The sequence below is a fragment of the uncultured Caulobacter sp. genome (assembly GCF_937900395.1).
Classification (GTDB): domain Bacteria; phylum Pseudomonadota; class Alphaproteobacteria; order Caulobacterales; family Caulobacteraceae; genus Caulobacter.
The window spans coordinates 1-17,897 of the sequence record NZ_CALCDX010000245.1; the positions used below are offsets into that span (position 1 = coordinate 1).

Here is a 17,897-nt window from a genome sequence, read left to right on the forward strand (position 1 = left end):
CGCAATCAGGCCCCGCCACAGCCAGCCGCCAGCTTGAACGGCGTCGGTGCACAGCGGGAGCATCCGCCAGTCTGTGAAGCACAGCAGGTAACCTCCCGGCTTGGTGACCCGCTGGGCCTCGCTCATCCACATCGCGCACCAGTACGCCCACGAACGCCCGTCCCGGTTGTCGCCGCTGAAACTGATGCGCCCAACCGTCTCCCCGTTCTGGCAGTACTTCGTGCTTGGATCGGCCATCCGATCACCCCTGAACGCGCCGCCGCTGGAGTATGGCGGATCGGTGATGACGGCCGTAGCGATCGCGTCCGGGAGTTTCTGCAACTCCGCGAGGGCTTCGCCCTGGATCACGATCGATTGATTTGTCGTCTCTCTGCTCATGGGTGCATCACGGCACGGAACACAGTGCTGGGGAGGAACGGGTTGAACTGCCTGTGTGGCTTTGTGCTCTGCTTCAGCGAGCTCGCGGGCCAACATGGCGGCGTGGTCGGGGGTCGCGCGTTTGGCTCTATCCGGGACGCTTGGTTTCGACACGGTCGGCTCCTGGTGAGCCATGCCGTTCCAACCGGACCGCGTGCTCGACCAGGTCGAGGACCCGGTGAATCAGCGCTTCGGTCCCGGGGCCGACCTCGAGGCGGATGGTCCGGTGGCCGATCGTCATCAAGGCCGCGGGCGCGGCCGGGGCGAGTTCCCCGAGAGACCGGGTCATGGACGGCGTCGACCTCGTCCCATTCGTGAAGGGCCGGGTTTCCGGCGATCCGCACAAGGCGATCTACTGGCGTTCGGGGCGCTACAAGGTGGTGATGGCCGGCGGCTGGAAGCTGCAGGTCGCCCAGGAGCCGAACAAGGTCTGGCTGTTCGACCTGGCCAACGATCCGACCGAACGGCGCGACCTGGCCAAGGCCCGCCCCGACAAGGTCCGCGAGTTGACGGCGATCCTGGCTCAGCTGGACAGTCAGATGGTCAAGCCCGCCTGGCCTTCTCTGCTGTCGGGTGCGATCTATATCGACCATCCCGGCGGCCAGCCGTCCAAAGCCAGTGACGAGTACATCTATTGGGACAACTGAGGTTTCTGTTCCTGTCGGCGGCGGCGCTTTGCCTCGCGGCCTGCGGACAAAAGACGCCCAAGGCCTGTCTGGCCGACTTGCCCATTCCGGATCCGGCCCACCGCACGGCGGGCATGGTCAGGCTCTCCGGCGGCGATTTCCTGATGGGCGGCGCGCCGGTCCGGCCGGAGGAGGGGCCTCCGGAGAACGTCCGCGTCGCGCCGTTCTGGATTGATCGCACCGAGGTCACCAACGCCGCCTTCGCGCGGTTCGTCGCGGCCACGGGCTATCGCACCGTGGCCGAACGGCCGCTGGACCCCGCGCGCTACGCCCACCTGTCGGCGGCGCAGCGGCGTCCGGCCTCGCTCGTTTTCGTGGGGGAAAAGGGGGCGAGGTCGGACGATCCCTCGCAATGGTGGCGGGTGATCCCCGGCGCCGACTGGCGCCATCCCGAGGGGCCGGGCTCCAGCATCCGGGGCAAGGACGCCTGGCCGGTCGTCCACATCGCCTGGGAGGACGCCATGGCCTACGCCCGCTGGCTGGGGCGCGACCTGCCGACCGAGGCCGAGTGGGAGTACGCCGCGCGCGGCGGCCTCGTCGCCAAGAAGTACGCCTGGGGCGACCAGCCTCAGGACCCGAAGCATCCGCGGGCCAACACCTGGCAGGGCGTCTTTCCCGCCCAGGACCTGGGCGATGACGGCTTCAAGGCGCGCGCCGCGCCGGCCGGCTGCTTTCCGCCCAACGGCTACGGCCTGGTCGACATGGCCGGCAATGTCTGGGAATGGACCAAGGACTGGTTCCGGCCCGGCCTGGCGCCGGCCAGCGTGATCGAGACGGGCGGTCCGCCCGAGATCCGCGCCCTCGACCCCGACGAGCCGAACGTCGCCAAGCACGTGATCAAGGGCGGCTCGTTCCTGTGCGCGGACGACTACTGCTTCCGCTATCGGCCGGCCGCCCGCACGCCAGGACCGCCCGATAGCGGCGCCTCGCACATCGGCTTCCGCACCGTTTTCCGAGAGCGTTAGAAGCCCGGACCTGGCCGCGTGCGGATATTCAACTGCCCGGCCAGGCCCGCCTTGCGATGGTGCTCGATGGCGTGCATCTCGGGCGACGTCGCCATGGCCTGGAAGGCGGCCAGGGACGGGTACTCGGCCAGGGCGACCGCGTCCCACAGCTCCTCGACCTCGCCCAGCAGCAGGCCGGTGACCGCGCCATTGTAGCGGATGCGGCCGCCCAGGCCCTCGACCAGCTTGCGGACCGCCTCGCCATAGCGGGCATAGGCCTCCTTGCCTGAAAGATGGCTGTCCGATCCGTCCGGGTACTGAGCCTTCTCGTGGAACTTCAGCAGGTTGACCATGACGAACGGTCCGTCCTCGGGCGCGCCGAAGAACTCGACCATTTGTGTGGGCTCGGGGAAGACGGCGTTGACGACCTTCACGCGACCACCTCCGGCTGGGGCAGGGACGCGACCAGCTCGTCGAGCAGGGCGGCGATCTCGGCCGGGGCGTCCTCCTGGATGAAGTGTCCGCCCTTCAGCGTCACGTGTTTGGATTTTCCGGTCGCCGGCACACGGGCCTTGAAGATGGCGTCGCCGCCGCGCGTGATCGGGTCGGCGTCCGAGAAGGCGGTCAGGAACGGTTTGTCGAAGCGCTCGAGCACCTTCCAGGCGGCCTCGTTCTCGGCGATCGAGGCGTGTTCCGGTGTGATCGGAACCAGAGCCGGGAACTGCCGCGCGCCTTCCTTGTACGTCTCATCAGGGAAGGGCGCGTCATAGGCGGCGCGCTCGGCGTCGGAGAGATCGCGGGCCGTTCCGCCGTTCAGGATGAAGCCGATCGGCAGCTCGGGGACGTTCTGGCTGAAGTTCAGCCAGGCCTCGAAGCCCTCGGTCTTGCCCTGGCCGATCGGCAGGCCGGTGTTGGAGACCACCACGGCCGCGAACCGCTCGGGAAAGGCCGCGACCAGCCGCAGGCCGATCAGGCCGCCCCAATCCTGGCAGAACAGGACGATGTCCTTGAGATCGTTGCGGACGAGCCAGTCGCTCATCCAGGCCACGTGCCGCTCGTAGGTGTAGTCGCCGCGCTTGGCCGGCTTGTCCGAGCGGCCGAAGCCGATCAGGTCGGGCGCCACGGCGCGGCGGCCCCTGGCGACCAAGTCGGCGATGACCTTGCGGTAGAGATAGGCCCAGGACGGCTCGCCGTGCATCAGCAGGATGGGGCGCTGGCCTCGCGGGCCCTCGTCGACGTGATGGACGCGCAGGCGTGTTCCATCGGCGTCGGCGATCTCGGTGTAGCGAGGGGCGTAGGGCCAATCGGCCAAATTCTGGAACCGCTCGTCCGGCGTCCGCAACACGTCCATGGTCGATCCCCTCCGCGCTGTCCGTTGTATTGACATAATGAGTGTCATTATATCGGCGGCTGTCAAGAACGACCTCGACGTTTGGCGGGTAGCGGTCGCGCCGCACGGACGCTAAGCAGGACGAAGGAGGACCTCGGACTTGGATCGCGCGCGCTATCTTCTGCCTCAGCCGAACGACGATGCGCCGTCCGCCGATGGCCGGCGTCGCCGAGGGCAGGACAGCCGCGCCCGCATCGTGCAGGCGATGCTCGACCTGGTCCAAGAGGGTTACGTTTCCCCTTCGGCTGAACAGGTGGCGGGGCGTGCGGAAGTCGGCCTGCGCACCGTCTTCCGGCACTTCAAGGACCTGGAAAGCCTGTACCGCGAGATGTCGGCGGTGATCGAGGCCGAGCTGATGTCCTTGGCGGACACGCCCTTCAAGGCCGCTGATTGGCGCGGTAGGGTGCTCGAGCTGGTCGAACGCCGGGGCTGGGCCTATGAGCGGGTCGCGCCCTTCAAGCGCGCGTCCGAGGTTCACCGCCATCAATCGACCGCGCTGGACCTCCACAACGCCAAGCTGGTCGCGGCGTCGCGGGAGATCCTGCGGCGCGAACTCCCGGCCGCTCTGGCCGCCGATCGGGATCTCTTCGAGGCGATCGACCTGCTGCTGAGTTTCGACGCCTGGCGGCGCCTGCGCCAGGACCAGGCTCTTGAACCCACCGCGACGACAGAGGTCCTTCAGGCGATGATTTCGGCGCTGCTGGATCGCGCGGCGGCCGCCTAAGGCGTTAGCCCTCGGGAAGAGGGGCCGGCCGGAGCTGCTCAATTCCCCGGCCGGCGGGACACGACCGTAAGGGGCGGTCGAGGTCCTTGCCAAGAAAGGACGTCGCCACGGGGACATGTCCTCCATGGACCCCGGAATATCTTCTGTTCGTCCAAGCCTTGCCGCGAGTGTCCTGACACGCTGTGTCAGCAGGCGAACCTGCGTCGCTTGCCAGCGGAGGTTGGAACGCCGAAGTTTCGCGGACGTTGTCGTCGCCTGGGCCGGCAAGCGCCACCACGTCCCGAGGAGCCCTCATGACCCCCGACGATCTGCCCATCCGCGATTTGGCTCCTCTGAGTGTGGCGGAGGCGGAGGCTGGCGATGCGGTTGAGCGCTACCGGCGGGTCCGTCGGCGCACCGAGGCCCTGGCCGCGCCGCTGTCGCCCGAGGATCAGGCCGCCCAGTCCATGCCGGACGCCAGCCCCACCAAGTGGCACCGCGCGCATACGACCTGGTTCTTCGAGACCTTTCTGCTCTCGCCGTTCCTGCCGGACTACAAGGTCTACGATCCGGCTTTTGGCTACCTGTTCAATTCCTATTACGAGGCGGTCGGGCCCCGGCAGCCCAGGCCTCAGCGCGGCCTGCTGACCCGGCCCTCGGTCAACGTCGTCAGCGCCTATCGCGCTCACGTGGATGCGGCCATGGAGCGCCTGCTGGACGGTCCGCTGACCTCCGAAATCCGTGAGCGCCTCGACCTTGGCCTCGCCCACGAGGAGCAGCATCAGGAGTTGATCCTGATGGATATCCTGCACCTCTTCGCCCAATCCCCGCTCAGTCCCGCCTACCAGGCCAGCGCGCCGTCCAGCCGTCCGGATCCCGGTCCGCAACGCTTCCACCGGTTCGCGGGCGGTCTGGTCGATATCGGCGCCGATCAAGGCGGCTTCGCCTTCGACAATGAGCGGCCCCGGCATCGTGTCTATGTCGCCCCGTTTCGCCTCTCCGACCGTCTGGTGACCAACGCCGAGTGGATCGCCTTCATCGACGCCGGCGGCTACCAGCGCGTCGATTTGTGGCTTTCCGAAGGGTGGGCTGCCGCGCAGCAGGAGGGATGGACCGCGCCGGGCTATTGGCGGCTCGAGGCCAACGGCGTCTGGACCACCATGACCCTGCGCGGTCGCCATCCGGTGGATCCGAACGCGCCGGTGGTTCACGTCAGCTATTACGAGGCCGCCGCCTACGCCGCCTGGGCGGGACGTCGGCTGCCGACCGAGGCTGAATGGGAAGCCGCGGCCACCGCTTCGGGCAAGAGCGCGCTGCGTCAGCTGTTCGGATCAGCCTGGCAGTGGACCTCCAGCGCCTACGCCGCCTATCCGGGCTTCAAGCCGGGGGCGGGCGCGCTCGGCGAGTACAACGGCAAGTTCATGATCAATCAAATGGTGCTGCGCGGCGGCTGCGAGGCGACGCCGCCGGGCCATTCGCGCGCGACCTATCGCAACTTCTTCCATCCCGACCGGCGCTGGATGTTCGCCGGCGTGAGGCTGGCCGACGATGATCGCCTGGCCGAGGTCACGCCGGGAAATCCGTTCCTCGAGGAGGTGATCGCGGGTCTCTCGGCCACGCCGAAGACCCTTCCGGCCAAGTACTTCTATGACGCCGAGGGCTCGCGCCTGTTCGAGCAGATCTGCGGCTTGCCGGAATACTACCTGACCCGGACCGAGACCGCCTTGCTGCGCGAGATCGCGCCCGAGATCGCCGCGCGCATTCCCGACGGCGCGGCCCTCGTCGAGTTCGGCAGCGGCGCCAGCACCAAGACCCGCATCGTGTTGGACGCGGCGCCGCAAGTGGCGGTCTATGCGCCGATCGACATCAGCCCCTCCGCGCTTGAAGAGGCGGCCGCCAGTCTCCGCGCCGACTATCCCAACCTGGTTGTCGCGCCCCTGGTCGAAGACTTCACCAAGGCGCTCACCCCGCCCGAGGGCGCGCGCGGTCGACCCCTGGTGGGCTTCTTTCCGGGCTCGACGATTGGCAATTTCGCACCGGACGAGGCCGAGGCGCTGCTTCGCGGGGCGCGCGAGCTGCTCGGGGAGGGATCGCTGTTCGTGGTCGGGGCGGACGTCGCCAAGGACCCGGCGGTGCTGATCCCGGCCTATGACGACGCCCAGGGCGTCACGGCGGCGTTCAATCGCAATGTGCTGGCCCACATCAACCGCGAACTGGGGGGGACGTTCGATCCCGCCGCCTTCAGCCACCGCGCCATATGGAACGCCGAGGAGAGCCGGATCGAGATGCATCTGGAGAGCGTCCGCGACCAGATCGTGATGGTCGGCGATCATGGCTTCGCCTTCGCCGCCGGCGAGACCATCCACACCGAGAACTCCTACAAGTACCGTCCTGAGGCGTTCGATGCGATCGCGCGGCGCGCGGGCTGGGCCGTAGCCCAGCGTTGGATCAGCTCGGACCCCGCTTTTGGCGTGTACGTCCTGACGGCTTGAGGGGGCGAGGCCGACGACAGGCGCGAAAAAGCGCCGGTTCCGAGGCTATCGGAACCGGCGCATTCGAACCGCGGTTCGATCGCTTAGATGCCGCGTTCGCCGGGGCGGCCGCCGCGCGAGGACGAGCCGCCCTTACGACCGGCGTTGGCCGCCAGGTCTCGATCCTTGGCGAAACTGCGCTTCTCGCTGGGCACGCTCGCTCCGCCCTTCCTGGCGATCTCGCGCCGGCGTTCCGGGTCCATGGCGGCGAAACCGCGACGACCGCGGGGACGTTCGCTATCGGTGTCCATCTGGGGCTCCTAGTCGGGACTGGTCACAGGCGGTACGAGCGAGGGCGCGACGCCATAGGGACGGTCGTCCCCGGGATCGACCGGCGGCGAGGTGGGGGGCTCCTCGACGGGGATGACGCCAGGCTCGTACTCGGGCGGCTTGGGCTCGGTAGGAGGCGGGGCGTCGGGGTCGGTCATCGGTATCGTTTCCTGCGCGTTCCGGTGAAGTAACCAGCGAGGACGCTTTCGGTTCACCGCGAAGCCGCACTAATTACGCCGGACCGGGATTGTCCCGGTTTCAAGGAGTCGCCTGAGAATGCCGCGCAACACCAAGCAAACGCCGTCCCGCGCCATGTCGCATTGGCGTCTGGCGGCGGCTTTCGCGGTCGGGATAGTCGTTTGGATGACGGCCAATTATTTTGGCGCGCCGCGCGGAGCGCGCCTGTTGTTGGCCTGGGATAGCGCGGCCTTGGCGTATCTGACGCTGATGTGGACGTTGTTCATCCGGTCAAGCGAGACAGAGTTGCGCTCGCGGGCGGCGAGCTATGACGAAGGCGTGCCGGTGCTGATGTTGATCGTCCTGGCCGCCATCGCCGTCAGTCTAGGGGCGGTGGTCGACGCGATGATCGTGGCCAAGGATGCGATGAGCAGCGCGCGGGCGTTGATCATCGGCTGCGCGGGGGCGACGCTGGTGCTGTCGTGGCTGGTGCTGCAGACGGTGTTCGTCCTGCACTACGCGCACCGCTATTTCGGCGCGGGCAAGGACAAGGGCGGCATTGAGTTCCCGGGCGAGCAGCCGACCAGCTATCTCGACTTCGCCTATCTGGCCTTCAGCGTCGGGGCGACCTTCCAGGTGTCGGACAACAACATCCTGACCTCCAAGCTGCGCCGCCTGGTCACCGCCCACGCGGCCGCCGCCTATTTTTACAACACCGCGGTCCTGGCGCTGGGCATCAACATCATCGCCAGCCTTGTCGGCAGCTAGCGGCGGCGCGGACGGCCGCGTGGCTTGTCGCGGTCTTTGCCGCCCTCGGCCCTGAGCTGGGCGGGGGTCTTGGGCAGCTCTTCCAGTTTCAGCACGCCGTCCTTGTCGCGATCGAGCAGGGCGAAGCGGGTCTTGGCGGCCTTGGCGGCCTCGTCCTTGGTGATGCGACGGTTGAAGTCCGCGTCCGCGCCCATCACGGGCTCCGGCTCGGCGATCAGGCTGTAGAGCGCGGCGCCCTGCAGGACGTTGGCGCCCATGCCGCCGCCGCGTCGGTCGCCGGGACCTTCGCCTCCGCCAGGGCCGCGTCCGCCGCCGGGCGGACCGCCGCCGCCAGGTCCCTGGCCCATCGGGCCGCGCCGCATCGAGGGGGCCGCGCCGCCGATGATCTCCGGCGCGATGCGCGCCTCGTAGGCCGAGACCTCGAACCCGTCGATCACGCCACTATGGTCAGCGTCGACCACGGCGAAGAACCTTAGGGCGTCGGCGATGAACTCGTCCCGACTCACTGCGCCGTCGTGATTGGCGTCCGCGCCGGAGAACCAGGCGGCGACGGGATAGGGCTGCCCGGGCGCCGCGCGGAACGGCTCTCCCGCCGGGCTGATGAACAGCTGCTGGGCTCCCACTGGGCCAGAACCGCCGCGACCAGGCGGTCCGAAATCACCATCCTCGGGTCCCGGACCGCCTTTGGGCGGACCGCCAGCACAGGCGGAAAGAGCGGCCAGGATCGTGGTCAGGACGAGGGCGCGGAGCGGCATGGCGGATGTCTTCATGCTCAGCTTTGAAGACCACTCCGATTGCGGGGCAATGTCAGCCGAGCCGACGGAGCTTGCGGCGGCGCAATAAACCGAAGGCTTTCGTCACCTTAGGCGGGCAGGCGGACGCTGGCGCGCAGGCCGCCGTCCTGGCGGTTGGCCAGGGTGACGTCTCCACCGTGGGCGCGCGCCAGGGAACGGACGACCGCGAGGCCCAGGCCAATGCCGCCGGTTTGGCGATTGCGCGAAGGCTCGCCGCGATAGAAGGGCTCGAACACCCGCTCCAGCTCGGCCGGCGGCACGCCCGGGCCGTCGTCGTCGATCTCGATGATCGCCATGCCATCATCGGCATAGACTCGCCCCCGGGCGGCGCCGCCATACTTCAGGGCGTTCTCGACCAGGTTCTGGACCAAGCGCTTCAGCGCCACGGGATCGCCCTCGATCACGGTCTTCTCGGCCTGCTCGACCGTGGCGTCGCCGCCGGTCTCGGCCGCCTCGTCCATCACGCTTTCCAGCAGGGAGGAAAGCTCCAGCTTGGTGCGTTCGGCCGGTCGGTTGGTGTCGCGTACGAAGCCCAGTGTCGCGGCGATCATCGCCTCCATCTGATCGATGTCGGCGGCCAGCTTCGGACGGATATCGTCGGGCGCGGCCTCGATGCGGAACTTCAGGCGGGTGAGGGGCGTGCGCAGGTCGTGGGCGATCGCGCCCACCATGGCCGTGCGGTCCTCGACGTAGCGACGCAGGCGTTCCTGCATCATGTTGAAGGCCGAGGCGGCGGCGACCACCTCGGTCGAGCCGGACAGGTTCAAGGGCGGCGTGCGCGGGTCCTTGCCCAGCCGCTCTGCGGCGTCGGCGAAGGCGGTGATCGGCTGCGACAGACGCCGCGCGAACAGCCAGGCCAGCGGCGTCACGGCGATCACTGACAGCAGCAGGATCAGCAGGATGCGTTGCTGCCAGCTGTCCATGCGGAAGGTGGGCTTGGGTTCGACCACCAGCCAGCGACCATCGCTTTGGCGCACGCCGAACTTGAAGTCGCCGAAGATCAGCGGCTCGTCCCGCGGCTGGTCGCGGGCGCCGGGCGGACCGCCGGAGCCAGGCTCGCGGGCGAACGGCTCGCGAGCTTGACGGCCGTTGGGCGGGGGACGAGCGTCAGCGGTGCTCGGCGGATTGACCGGCGTGCGACGGACGAAGAAGCGCGGGCCGTTGTCGGTCTGCAGTTCGACGCGATTGGCCGGAACGCCGATCGCGCGGGCGATGCCAGCCTTGAAGTCGGCGCGGCGGATGCTGTCGGGGCCATTGGAGCGCATCGAGCCGTGCTCCTTGACCACCAACAGGCGGCCGTCGCGAGGCTGGACGGGCTGGCCCGTTTTGAGCGCGCGGACGATCTCGGCCGAACGATAGAACTCGGGCGGCGGCGGGGGCAGGTTGAAGATGACCGCGATGGCGATCAGCTGGGCCGCCACCAAGGTGACGATCACCAGCCCCAGAGCCTGCACGAACAGCGGCGCGCCGCGCCGAAACATCGTCATGGGGTGCGCACGACCTTGGCGGTGAACATGTAGCCTTCGCTGCGGATCGTGCGGATCAGCTCGCCGCCGCCGCCGTCGTCCAGCTTGCGCCGCAGGCGGCTGATCTGCACGTCGATCGCGCGGTCATAGGCGTCGCTGTCGCGGCCGCGCGCCAGGTCCAGCAGCTGGTCGCGGGTCAGCACGCGCTGCGGCCGCTCGACGAAGGCGCGCAGCAGCGAGAATTCCCCGCTGGAGAGGTTGACGACCACAGACTGCGGCGAGCGCAGTTCGCGGCGGACCAGATCCAGCCGCCAGCCCGCGAACTCGCAGGCCGCGCCCATGGCGTCGTCGGCCACGCGCGGCTCTTGGCGCCGGCGCAGCACGGCCCTGACGCGGGCCAGCAGCTCGCGCGGATTGCACGGCTTGGGCAGATAGTCGTCGGCGCCGAGCTCCAGACCAACGATCCGGTCGGTCTCCTCGCCCATGGCCGAGAGCATAATGATGGAGGGGCCATCGGCGGCGGAGGACAGCCGGCGGCAGATCGCCAGGCCGTCCTCGCCGGGCAGCATGACGTCCAGGACGATCAGGTCGATCGGCCCGCGCGCCAGGACCTGCTCCATGGTGCGGGCGTCCTGCGCCGTCTCCACCGCGTAGCCGTGGCGGCTGAGGAAGTCCGACACCACGTCGCGGATGCCGGGGTCGTCATCAACGATCAGGATGCGCGACGCCGCGCCCCGCGAAGCGTCTGGGTCGCCTTGAACGGTATTTTGGGCGTTTTCCATATGCGCTTTCCTGTCACGGCCCCGTCACGCTCAGATTTCATCTCTGAAACAGCGGCGCAACCCTCCCGTGGCATCGAAATCCGGTCGGTGGGCCGTCCCCCCCATCATGCGGTCCTCCGGCGCTCGGGCCCGGTCTGCTTCCCCCCTTAGCGGACCGGGTCCGGTTGACCTCAGCCCGGCGAATGGTTCTCGGGCGCGTGATAGGCCGCGCCCTGCGCATTCATCGCGGCCACCGCGCGATCGCTAACGAACGGATTGCTGCAGCGCTCGGCCCCGAAGCTGGACATCGGCCCGTGGCCGGGCACGAAGCGTACGTCCTCGCCCAGCGGCCAAAGCTTGTGGGTGATGGCGTTGATCAGATCCTGGTGATTGCCCATCGGGAAGTCCGTGCGGCCGATCGAGCCCTGGAACAGCACGTCGCCGACCTGAGCGAACTTGGCCTGCCGGTGGAAGAACACCACGTGGCCGGGCGTGTGGCCGGGGCAGTGGAGGACCTCGAACTCGGTCTCGCCCAGCGTGACCTTGTCGCCATCCTGCAGCCAGCGGTCGGGAACGAAGATCCGAGCCTCGGGCATGCCGTACATCTCACCGCTCTGCTGGATGCGGTCGATCCAGAACTGGTCGGCCTCGTGCGGGCCTTCGATCGGGACCCCGGTGCGGGCCTTCAGTTCGGCCGCGCCGCCGGCGTGGTCCATATGGCCGTGGGTGATCCAGATCTTCTCCAGCGTCAGGCCCTTGTCGGCCAGGGCCTTGAGCAGGCGATCGACCTCGCCGCCCGGATCGATGATCGCGGCCTTCATCGTCTTGGCGCACCAGACGATCGTGCAGTTCTGCTGCAGCGGCGTGACCGGCGCGATCATGGCGGCGATGGGCATGGCGTCACTCATCGGACGACCTCCAAAAGAAAAGGGCGGGAGCCGAAGCGCCCGCCCTTCTGACCTAAAGCCTCTCAGCTAGAGATCAAGCCAACCTTGTTAGTCGCGTTCTTCCTTCGAACCCGGCGCCGGGGCGCCCGGCATCGGCGGAACGGGACCAGCCGGCGCGTCGGCGGCCAGTTCCGGAACCTCGGTGAGGCCGCGGCCGACGTGGCTCTTGCGGTAGCCGTAGGCGAAGTAGATCACCAGGCCGATGGCGCCCCAGACGGGCAGCACGGCCATCGCCTCGAGCGGCAGGTTGAAATACAGCACCGCGCAGCCGACCAGCGAGATCGGGGCGATCACCCAGATCAGCGGCGTCTTGAACGGACGCGGACGGTTCGGATCCTTCACGCGCAGCACCATCACGGCGATCGACACCATGAAGAAGGCGAACAGCGTGCCCGAGTTCGAGATGTCGGCCAGCTGACCGACCGGGAAGAACGCGCCGGCGAGGGCGACGAACAGGCCGGTGACGATGGTCACGATGTGCGGCGTCTTGAACTTGGGGTGGATGGTGGCCAGCTTCTCGGGCAGCAGGCCGTCGCGCGCCATCACGAAGAAGATGCGGGTCTGGCCGTAGATCATCATCAGGATGACCGAGGGCAGGGCCAGGTTGGCCGCCAGGCCCAGCAGGTTGCCGAGCAGCGGGAAGTTGATCTGGCGCAGCACGTGGGCCAGGGCCTCGTTCGAGCAGACCAAGGCGTCCTTATTGGCGGCCAGGTTACAGGCGGCGGTGAAGGCCGCCGAGCCCGGCTGGACGGCCGAACCGTCCGCGCCAAGCACCGGCTGGGCGCCGACCGCGCCGATCGCGCCGGCCGCGACTAGCAGGTAGAAGATGGTGCAGAGCGCCAGCGAGCCGATCAGGCCGATCGGCACGTTGCGCTGCGGGTTCTTAGTCTCTTCGGCGGCGGTGGAGACCGCGTCGAAGCCGACATAGGCGAAGAAGATCGAGGCGGCCGCGCCGACGACGCCCATGCCGGTCGTGCCCGCGGGGCCGAACCAGCCATTCGGGGTGAACGGCGAGAAGTTGCCGGTCTTCAGGACCGGCAGGGCCATCGCGATGAACACGGTCAGGGCCGTGACCTTGATGGCGACCAGAGCGGCGTTGACGGTGGCGCTTTCGGTGGTGCCGATGACCAGCAGGGCGGTCACGGCCAGGGCCACGATGATGGCGGGAACATTGACGATGCCGGCGCTGAAGTCGGCGACCGGCATCCAGCCGTTCATCGACCAGGCGGGACCGTGCCGGATGGCGTCAGGCCAATGGAAGCCGAACGCGTGCTCGATCAGGCCCAGGAAGTAGCCGGACCAGCCGACCGAGACGGCGCTGGCGGCGACCGCATATTCGAGGATCAGCGCCCAGCCGACCATCCAGGCCAGCAGTTCGCCCATGACGGCGTAGGAATAGGTGTAGGCCGAGCCCGAGACGGGCACCATGGAAGCCAGTTCAGAGTAGCAGAGCGCGGCGAAGGCGCAGACGGCGCCGGCGATCACGAAGCTCCACATCATGCCGGGGCCGGCCTTCTGCGCCGCCGCGGCGGTCAGAACGAAGATGCCGGTGCCGATGATCGCGCCCACACCCAGCAGCGTCAGCTGCACGGGACCCAGCGAGCGGTGCAACGATTTCTTCTCGGCCGTCGCTAGGATCGCATCAAGCGATTTTACGCGCCACATAGTTCCTCCTGAATAGGCAAGACTCCCCCTGGGGTCGCCTTTGGAAAATTTTGCGGACCGTGACCCTTTTATGAGCATGGGGTCAAGGTCGAGCGGTTAAAGCGCGTAAATGTTCTCCGCGCCCGTGACTAGTCCAGAGATGCTTGGCGTGAAGCGGCGCGGCCAGTAAAGCGGGCGCGATGTTGCCCATTTTCGAGGCCCTTCCGGCGCTGAAAGGCGCCCTTGGCGCGCGGGAGACCGCCGTTCTCGTCGCCCCCCCGGGCGCGGGCAAGACCACGGCCGTTCCCTTGGCGCTCCTGGAAGAGCCGTGGGTTCAGGGCCGCAAGCTGATCGTGCTGGAGCCTCGGCGCCTGGCCGCGCGTGCGGCCGCGGCGCGCATGGCCGCCAATCTCGGCGAGTCCGTCGGCGAAACGGTCGGCTTCCGGGTGCGTCTGCAGTCCAAGGTCTCGGCTCGGACGCGGATCGAGGTGGTCACCGAGGGCGTCTTCACGCGGATGATTCTCGACGACCCGGGCCTGGACGGCGTCGCGGCCGTGCTTTTCGACGAGTTTCACGAGCGCAGCCTGGACGCCGACCTGGGTCTGGCCTTCGCCCGCGACGTCCAGAGCGTGCTGCGCGACGACCTGCGCCTGCTGGTGATGTCGGCCACGCTGGACGGCGCGCGGATCTCGGCGCTGCTCAACGACGCGCCGGTCGTCGAGAGCCAGGGGCGGATGTTCCCGGTCGACACCCGCTACCTTGGCCGCGACGAACGCCAGCGGCTGGAGGAGCGCGTCGGTCGCGCCGTCGAGCGGGCGCTGGCGGAGGAGACCGGCTCGATCCTGGTGTTCTTGCCGGGACAGGGCGAGATCCGGCGCGTCGAAAGCTGGCTGAACGAGCGGCTGCGCCGTCCTGACGTCGACGTCGCGCCGCTCTATGGCGCGCTGGAACCGGCGGCGCAGGACCGCGCCATCTCGCCCGCGCCGGCCGGCCGCCGCAAGGTCGTGCTGGCCACCTCCATCGCCGAGACCAGCCTGACCATCGAGGGTGTGCGCGTCGTGATCGACGCAGGTCTCGCCCGGGTGCCGCGCTACGACCCGGCCTCGGGCATCACGCGGCTGGAGACGGTCCGCGTCAGCCGCGCCGCCGCCGACCAGCGCCGGGGCCGCGCCGGCCGGACCGAGCCCGGCGTCTGCTACCGCCTGTGGGACGAGCCCGAAACACGGTCGCTGCCCGCTTTCGCCCGACCGGAGATTCTGGAGGCCGACCTCTCGCGCCTGGCGCTGGACCTGGCTCGATGGGGCGCCAAGGACGCGAGCGGCCTGACCTTCCTCGACCCGCCGCCGGCCGCCGCCTTCGCCGAGGCCCGGAGCTTGCTCACGCGCATCCAGGCGCTGGACGCTCACGGCGACCTGACAGCCCATGGCAAGGCCTTGGCCGACATGCCGCTGCCGCCGCGCCTGGCGCACATGGTCGTGCGCGGCGCGGCCTCCGGCCAGGCGCGCGAGGCGGCCGAGGTCGCCGCGGTGCTGACCGAGCAGGGGCTGGGCGGCAAGGATGTCGATCTGCGTCGGCGGCTGGAGAACCTGCACCGCGACCGCTCGCCGAGAGCGCGCGACGCCATGGCCCTCGTCGAGCGCTGGGCGCGGGCGGCCGGCAAGGCCTCTGGCGCGCAAGAGTTGGAAGTCGGGCTGATGCTGGCCGAGGCCTATCCCGAGCGCGTCGCCAAGGCGCGCGGCAAGGCCGGCGAATTCCAGCTGGCCGGCGGCCGCGGCGTCTATCTGGAGCCGACCGATCCCCTGGCGCGCGAGCCGTGGCTTGCGGTCGGCGAGTTGGGCGGCGGCGACAGTCGCGACCGCATCCTGCTGGCCGCCGCCGTCGAGGAGACGGAGCTGCGCGAGGCCTTCGCCGATCGCCTGGTCGCGGAGGACCGCCTGGAGACCGCTGGCGGCAAGGTCCGCGCCAAGCGGCTGCTGCGCCTGGGCAAGCTGGTGCTGGAGGAGCGGCTGGTCGAGAACCCCGACCCGGCGATGATCGCCGGCGCGCTGCTGGACCAGGTCCGCGCCGAGGGGCTGTCGGCCCTGCGCCTGGGCGAGCGGGGCAGGGCGCTGCTGGACCGCGTGGCCTTCCTGCGCGAGGTCGATGGCGATCAATGGCCCGATCTCTCCGAGCCCGCCCTGATCGAACGCCTCGACGAATGGCTGGAGCCGCTGCTGGCCGGTCGTTCCTCGCTGTCCAGCCTGGACGAGGGGACGCTGCACGACGCGCTGAAGACGCTCGTGCCCTGGGACCTGCAGCGCAAGATGGACGCTCTGTTGCCGGCGCGCTTCGAGGCGCCGACCGGCAACACTTTCGCCATCGACTATTCCGCCGAGGGAGGACCGCGCGTCGAGGTGCGGGTCGGGGAGCTCTACGGCCTCGCCGAACACCCCAGCGTGGCCGGCGGCAAGGTCCCGCTGACGCTGGCCTTGCTGTCGCCCGCCCACCGTCCGATCCAGATCACCAAGGACCTGCCGGGTTTCTGGAAGGGCTCCTGGCGCGAGGTGAAGGTCGAGATGAAGGGCCGCTATCCCCGGCACGTCTGGCCGGACGATCCGGCCAGCGCCGCGCCGGTGACGCGGGCGAAGCCTCGGGGGACTTGAGGGGCCTAGATCCTCCCCCGCGATGCGGGGGAGGTGACCCAGAGGGCCGGAGGGGGCGAGCTCGACTTTCAAGGCGCTTGCCCCCTCAGTCGCTCCGCGACAGCTCCCCCGCATCGCGGGGGAGCAACTTTGATGGCCTTACCCCGTCACCGTGTAGATCATGATCCCCGTAGCGACCGACAGGTTCAGGCTGTCCGCCCGGCCGCGCATGGGGATCTTCACGTTCACGTCGCACGCTTCCGCCAGCTCGGGCGGCAGGCCCTGTTGCTCGTTGCCCATCAGGATCAGCGACGGCTTCACATAGTCGGCGGACTTGTGGTCGACGGTGGCGGTCAGCAGGGTGCCGACCACGCTGCCGGGCCAGGTGGCGCGCCAGGCGAGGAACTCAGGGATCGTGGCCTTGGCGATCTTGACCGCGAAGATCGAGCCCATGGTCGCCCGCACGCCCTCGACTGAATAGGGATCGACGCAGTCGCCGACCAGGATCACCCCGCCGCAGCCCGCCGCGTCGGCGGTGCGGATCACGGTGCCGAGATTGCCGGGGTCGCGGACGGCCTGCATGGCCACCCAGCACGGGGCGCTTTCGGGGACGATTGACGAGAGCGGCGTGAAAACCTGCTTGAACACCGCGACCACGGCCTGAGGGTTGTCGCGGCGCGAGACCTTCTCGAGGATTTCGCGATTGACCTCAATGACTTCGCCGCCGGCCTTCAGGCAGGCCTGGGCGGCCTTCTTCAGCATCGGATGGTCGGCCGCGTCGGGGCCGTACATGACGATTTTCGGCGCGTGGCCGCAGTCGATCGCCTCGATGACGATCTTCAGCCCCTCGGCCAGGAAGAGGCCGCTCTCCTCGCGCTCCTTGCGCATGTGCAGGGCGCGGACGGCCTTGACGGTATTGTTGGTCAGGGAGGTGACGGTCTTGGCGCCCATGGGCCTTATCCTTCCGAAGACCAGCGGGCGAAGAACGACAGTCCGATCTGCCGGTCGCCCTTGTCCTCGACCAGCGAGAGCTCGCCCCAGTCGATGACGCCGCCGCGGCCGTCCAGCTCCTGGGCCAGCAGGCCCGACAGCGCCGCGCCCGAGACGCGGGCGGCGTAGGCATTCATCAGCAGGAACGAAGCGTCCTCGCTGAGCAGGGCGGCGACGTCCCGGGTCAGGGCCGCCAGGTCCTCGAACAGGCGCCAGACCTCGCCGTCGGCGCCGCGGCCGAACTTGGGCGGGTCCAGGATGATCCCGTCATAGACATTGCCGCGCCGGACCTCGCGGGCCACGAACTTGCGGGCGTCCTCGACGATCCAGCGGATGGGCTTGTCGGCGAGGCCGGCGAAGGCGGCGTTTTCGCGGGCGAAGCCGACCGACTTCTTGGAGGCGTCGACATGCGTGACCGCCGCGCCGGCGGCCGCGCAGACTAGCGAGGCCACGCCGGTATAGCCAAACAGATTCAGAACCTTGGGCTGGCGGCCTGAAGCCTTGGAAAAGGCCCGAACGCGCTCGTCCTGCCAGGCCCAGTTGGCCGCCTGCTCGGGGAAGAAGGCCAGGTGGCGGAAGGGCGTGAACTGGCCGTGGAATTTGGCGCCGCCCCAGGCCAGCGGGAACTTCTCGATCGGCTTGCCCTTGAACCGCCAGCGGCCGGCCTCGTCCTCATCGGTCGGGTCGAAGACGGCGTCGGCGTTGTCCCAGACCTTCTGGTCCAGGCGCGGCGCCCAGAAGCACTGCGGCTCGGGACGCACGACCGTGTAGCGGCCATAGCGCTCCAG

17 protein-coding genes and 1 pseudogene are annotated in these 17,897 nt (G+C 68.9%); 6 read left to right on the forward strand and 12 right to left on the reverse strand.

Going from position 1 to position 17,897, the window contains the following annotated elements; genetic code table 11:
* On the reverse strand, nucleotides 1-378 hold a 378-nt coding region (locus Q0379_RS22955), incomplete at its 3' end, for a DNA methyltransferase (RefSeq protein WP_366519347.1).
* A 284-nt stretch (nucleotides 379-662) separates the two neighbouring features.
* On the opposite strand from Q0379_RS22955, the pseudogene Q0379_RS22960 reads away from it, so the two are divergent.
* Together Q0379_RS22960 and Q0379_RS22965 are read left to right on the forward strand one after the other, a co-directional pair.
* Nucleotides 663-1,064 (forward strand): annotated as a pseudogene (locus Q0379_RS22960) (sulfatase); the annotation flags it as partial.
* A complete protein-coding gene (locus tag Q0379_RS22965; RefSeq protein ID WP_299017275.1) occupies nucleotides 1,052-2,068 on the forward strand; it encodes a formylglycine-generating enzyme family protein in 1,017 nt (338 codons plus the stop codon). The pseudogene Q0379_RS22960 and the gene Q0379_RS22965, both read left to right, overlap by 13 nt.
* On the opposite strand, the gene Q0379_RS22970 is transcribed toward Q0379_RS22965, so the two are convergent.
* Entirely contained in the window at nucleotides 2,065-2,481 is a 417-nt protein-coding gene (locus Q0379_RS22970) for a DUF1330 domain-containing protein (protein WP_299017277.1), read from the reverse strand. The two genes, Q0379_RS22965 and Q0379_RS22970, sit on opposite strands and share 4 nt — an antisense overlap.
* On the reverse strand, nucleotides 2,478-3,398 hold the full coding sequence (locus Q0379_RS22975; RefSeq protein ID WP_299017279.1) for a haloalkane dehalogenase: 921 nt from the start codon (nucleotides 3,396-3,398) through the stop codon (nucleotides 2,478-2,480). Before Q0379_RS22975 ends, Q0379_RS22970 begins: the two co-directional genes overlap by 4 nt.
* Nucleotides 3,399-3,537: 139 nt before the next feature.
* Between Q0379_RS22975 and Q0379_RS22980 the strand changes: the two genes are divergently transcribed.
* Both Q0379_RS22980 and egtB read left to right on the forward strand, forming a co-directional pair.
* Nucleotides 3,538-4,161 (forward strand): TetR/AcrR family transcriptional regulator, encoded by a 624-nt coding sequence (locus Q0379_RS22980; protein ID WP_299017281.1) that lies wholly within the window; start codon nucleotides 3,538-3,540, stop codon nucleotides 4,159-4,161.
* 293 nt (nucleotides 4,162-4,454) lie between these two features.
* Complete coding sequence (gene egtB, locus Q0379_RS22985; RefSeq protein WP_299017284.1) at nucleotides 4,455-6,632, forward strand: ergothioneine biosynthesis protein EgtB; 2,178 nt, start codon at nucleotides 4,455-4,457, stop codon at nucleotides 6,630-6,632.
* An 83-nt stretch (nucleotides 6,633-6,715) separates the two neighbouring features.
* On the opposite strand, the gene Q0379_RS22990 is transcribed toward egtB, so the two are convergent.
* Complete coding sequence (locus tag Q0379_RS22990) at nucleotides 6,716-6,922, reverse strand: general stress protein (protein WP_299017287.1); 207 nt, start codon at nucleotides 6,920-6,922, stop codon at nucleotides 6,716-6,718.
* 9 nt (nucleotides 6,923-6,931) lie between these two features.
* Nucleotides 6,932-7,099 carry a hypothetical protein gene (locus Q0379_RS22995; RefSeq protein ID WP_143324113.1) on the reverse strand — a complete coding sequence of 56 codons (168 nt, stop codon included), beginning with the start codon at nucleotides 7,097-7,099 and terminating at the stop codon, nucleotides 6,932-6,934.
* A gap of 205 nt (nucleotides 7,100-7,304) precedes the next feature.
* Between Q0379_RS22995 and Q0379_RS23000 the strand changes: the two genes are divergently transcribed.
* Entirely contained in the window at nucleotides 7,305-7,886 is a 582-nt protein-coding gene (locus Q0379_RS23000) for a DUF1345 domain-containing protein (RefSeq protein WP_299017294.1), read from the forward strand.
* Here Q0379_RS23000 and Q0379_RS23005 read toward each other — a convergent pair.
* The 5 genes from Q0379_RS23005 to Q0379_RS23025 form a co-directional block, all read right to left on the reverse strand.
* A complete protein-coding gene (locus Q0379_RS23005) occupies nucleotides 7,883-8,656 on the reverse strand; it encodes a hypothetical protein (RefSeq protein WP_366519348.1) in 774 nt (257 codons plus the stop codon). The genes Q0379_RS23000 and Q0379_RS23005 overlap by 4 nt on opposite strands.
* Before the next feature lie 92 nt (nucleotides 8,657-8,748).
* Nucleotides 8,749-10,167, reverse strand: coding sequence for an ATP-binding protein (locus tag Q0379_RS23010; protein WP_299017297.1), 1,419 nt, complete (start codon nucleotides 10,165-10,167; stop codon nucleotides 8,749-8,751).
* A complete protein-coding gene (locus tag Q0379_RS23015) occupies nucleotides 10,164-10,928 on the reverse strand; it encodes a response regulator (RefSeq protein ID WP_299017300.1) in 765 nt (254 codons plus the stop codon). Before Q0379_RS23015 ends, Q0379_RS23010 begins: the two co-directional genes overlap by 4 nt.
* 170 nt (nucleotides 10,929-11,098) lie before the next feature.
* Nucleotides 11,099-11,815 carry an MBL fold metallo-hydrolase gene (locus Q0379_RS23020; RefSeq protein WP_299017303.1) on the reverse strand — a complete coding sequence of 239 codons (717 nt, stop codon included), beginning with the start codon at nucleotides 11,813-11,815 and terminating at the stop codon, nucleotides 11,099-11,101.
* A gap of 87 nt (nucleotides 11,816-11,902) precedes the next feature.
* A complete protein-coding gene (locus Q0379_RS23025) occupies nucleotides 11,903-13,519 on the reverse strand; it encodes an amino acid permease (protein WP_299017306.1) in 1,617 nt (538 codons plus the stop codon).
* Nucleotides 13,520-13,698: 179 nt separating this feature from the next.
* On the opposite strand from Q0379_RS23025, the gene hrpB reads away from it, so the two are divergent.
* Complete coding sequence (gene hrpB, locus Q0379_RS23030) at nucleotides 13,699-16,140, forward strand: ATP-dependent helicase HrpB (RefSeq protein WP_299017308.1); 2,442 nt, start codon at nucleotides 13,699-13,701, stop codon at nucleotides 16,138-16,140.
* Nucleotides 16,141-16,278: 138 nt separating this feature from the next.
* Here the strand turns inward: hrpB and Q0379_RS23035 are convergent, their stop codons facing one another.
* Together Q0379_RS23035 and Q0379_RS23040 are read right to left on the reverse strand one after the other, a co-directional pair.
* Nucleotides 16,279-17,070, reverse strand: coding sequence for an RNA methyltransferase (locus Q0379_RS23035; RefSeq protein WP_299017311.1), 792 nt, complete (start codon nucleotides 17,068-17,070; stop codon nucleotides 16,279-16,281).
* 5 nt (nucleotides 17,071-17,075) lie between these two features.
* Nucleotides 17,076-17,897, reverse strand: an 822-nt coding sequence (locus Q0379_RS23040) for a class I SAM-dependent methyltransferase (RefSeq protein WP_299017314.1), incomplete at its 5' end; no start/stop codon positions are given.

Coding starts and splice junctions, on each gene's coding strand:
- Q0379_RS22990 (WP_299017287.1), bottom strand. CDS start 6,922: ATGGACACCGATAGCGAACGTCCCCGCGGTCGTCGCGGTTTCGCCGCC.
- egtB (WP_299017284.1), top strand. CDS start 4,455: ATGACCCCCGACGATCTGCCCATCCGCGATTTGGCTCCTCTGAGTGTG.
- Q0379_RS22975 (WP_299017279.1), bottom strand. CDS start 3,398: ATGGACGTGTTGCGGACGCCGGACGAGCGGTTCCAGAATTTGGCCGAT.
- Q0379_RS23010 (WP_299017297.1), bottom strand. CDS start 10,167: ATGACGATGTTTCGGCGCGGCGCGCCGCTGTTCGTGCAGGCTCTGGGG.
- Q0379_RS23005 (WP_366519348.1), bottom strand. CDS start 8,656: ATGAAGACATCCGCCATGCCGCTCCGCGCCCTCGTCCTGACCACGATC.
- Q0379_RS23035 (WP_299017311.1), bottom strand. CDS start 17,070: ATGGGCGCCAAGACCGTCACCTCCCTGACCAACAATACCGTCAAGGCC.
- Q0379_RS23025 (WP_299017306.1), bottom strand. CDS start 13,519: ATGTGGCGCGTAAAATCGCTTGATGCGATCCTAGCGACGGCCGAGAAG.
- Q0379_RS22995 (WP_143324113.1), bottom strand. CDS start 7,099: ATGACCGACCCCGACGCCCCGCCTCCTACCGAGCCCAAGCCGCCCGAG.
- Q0379_RS23015 (WP_299017300.1), bottom strand. CDS start 10,928: ATGGAAAACGCCCAAAATACCGTTCAAGGCGACCCAGACGCTTCGCGG.
- Q0379_RS23000 (WP_299017294.1), top strand. CDS start 7,305: ATGACGGCCAATTATTTTGGCGCGCCGCGCGGAGCGCGCCTGTTGTTG.
- Q0379_RS23020 (WP_299017303.1), bottom strand. CDS start 11,815: ATGAGTGACGCCATGCCCATCGCCGCCATGATCGCGCCGGTCACGCCG.
- hrpB (WP_299017308.1), top strand. CDS start 13,699: ATGTTGCCCATTTTCGAGGCCCTTCCGGCGCTGAAAGGCGCCCTTGGC.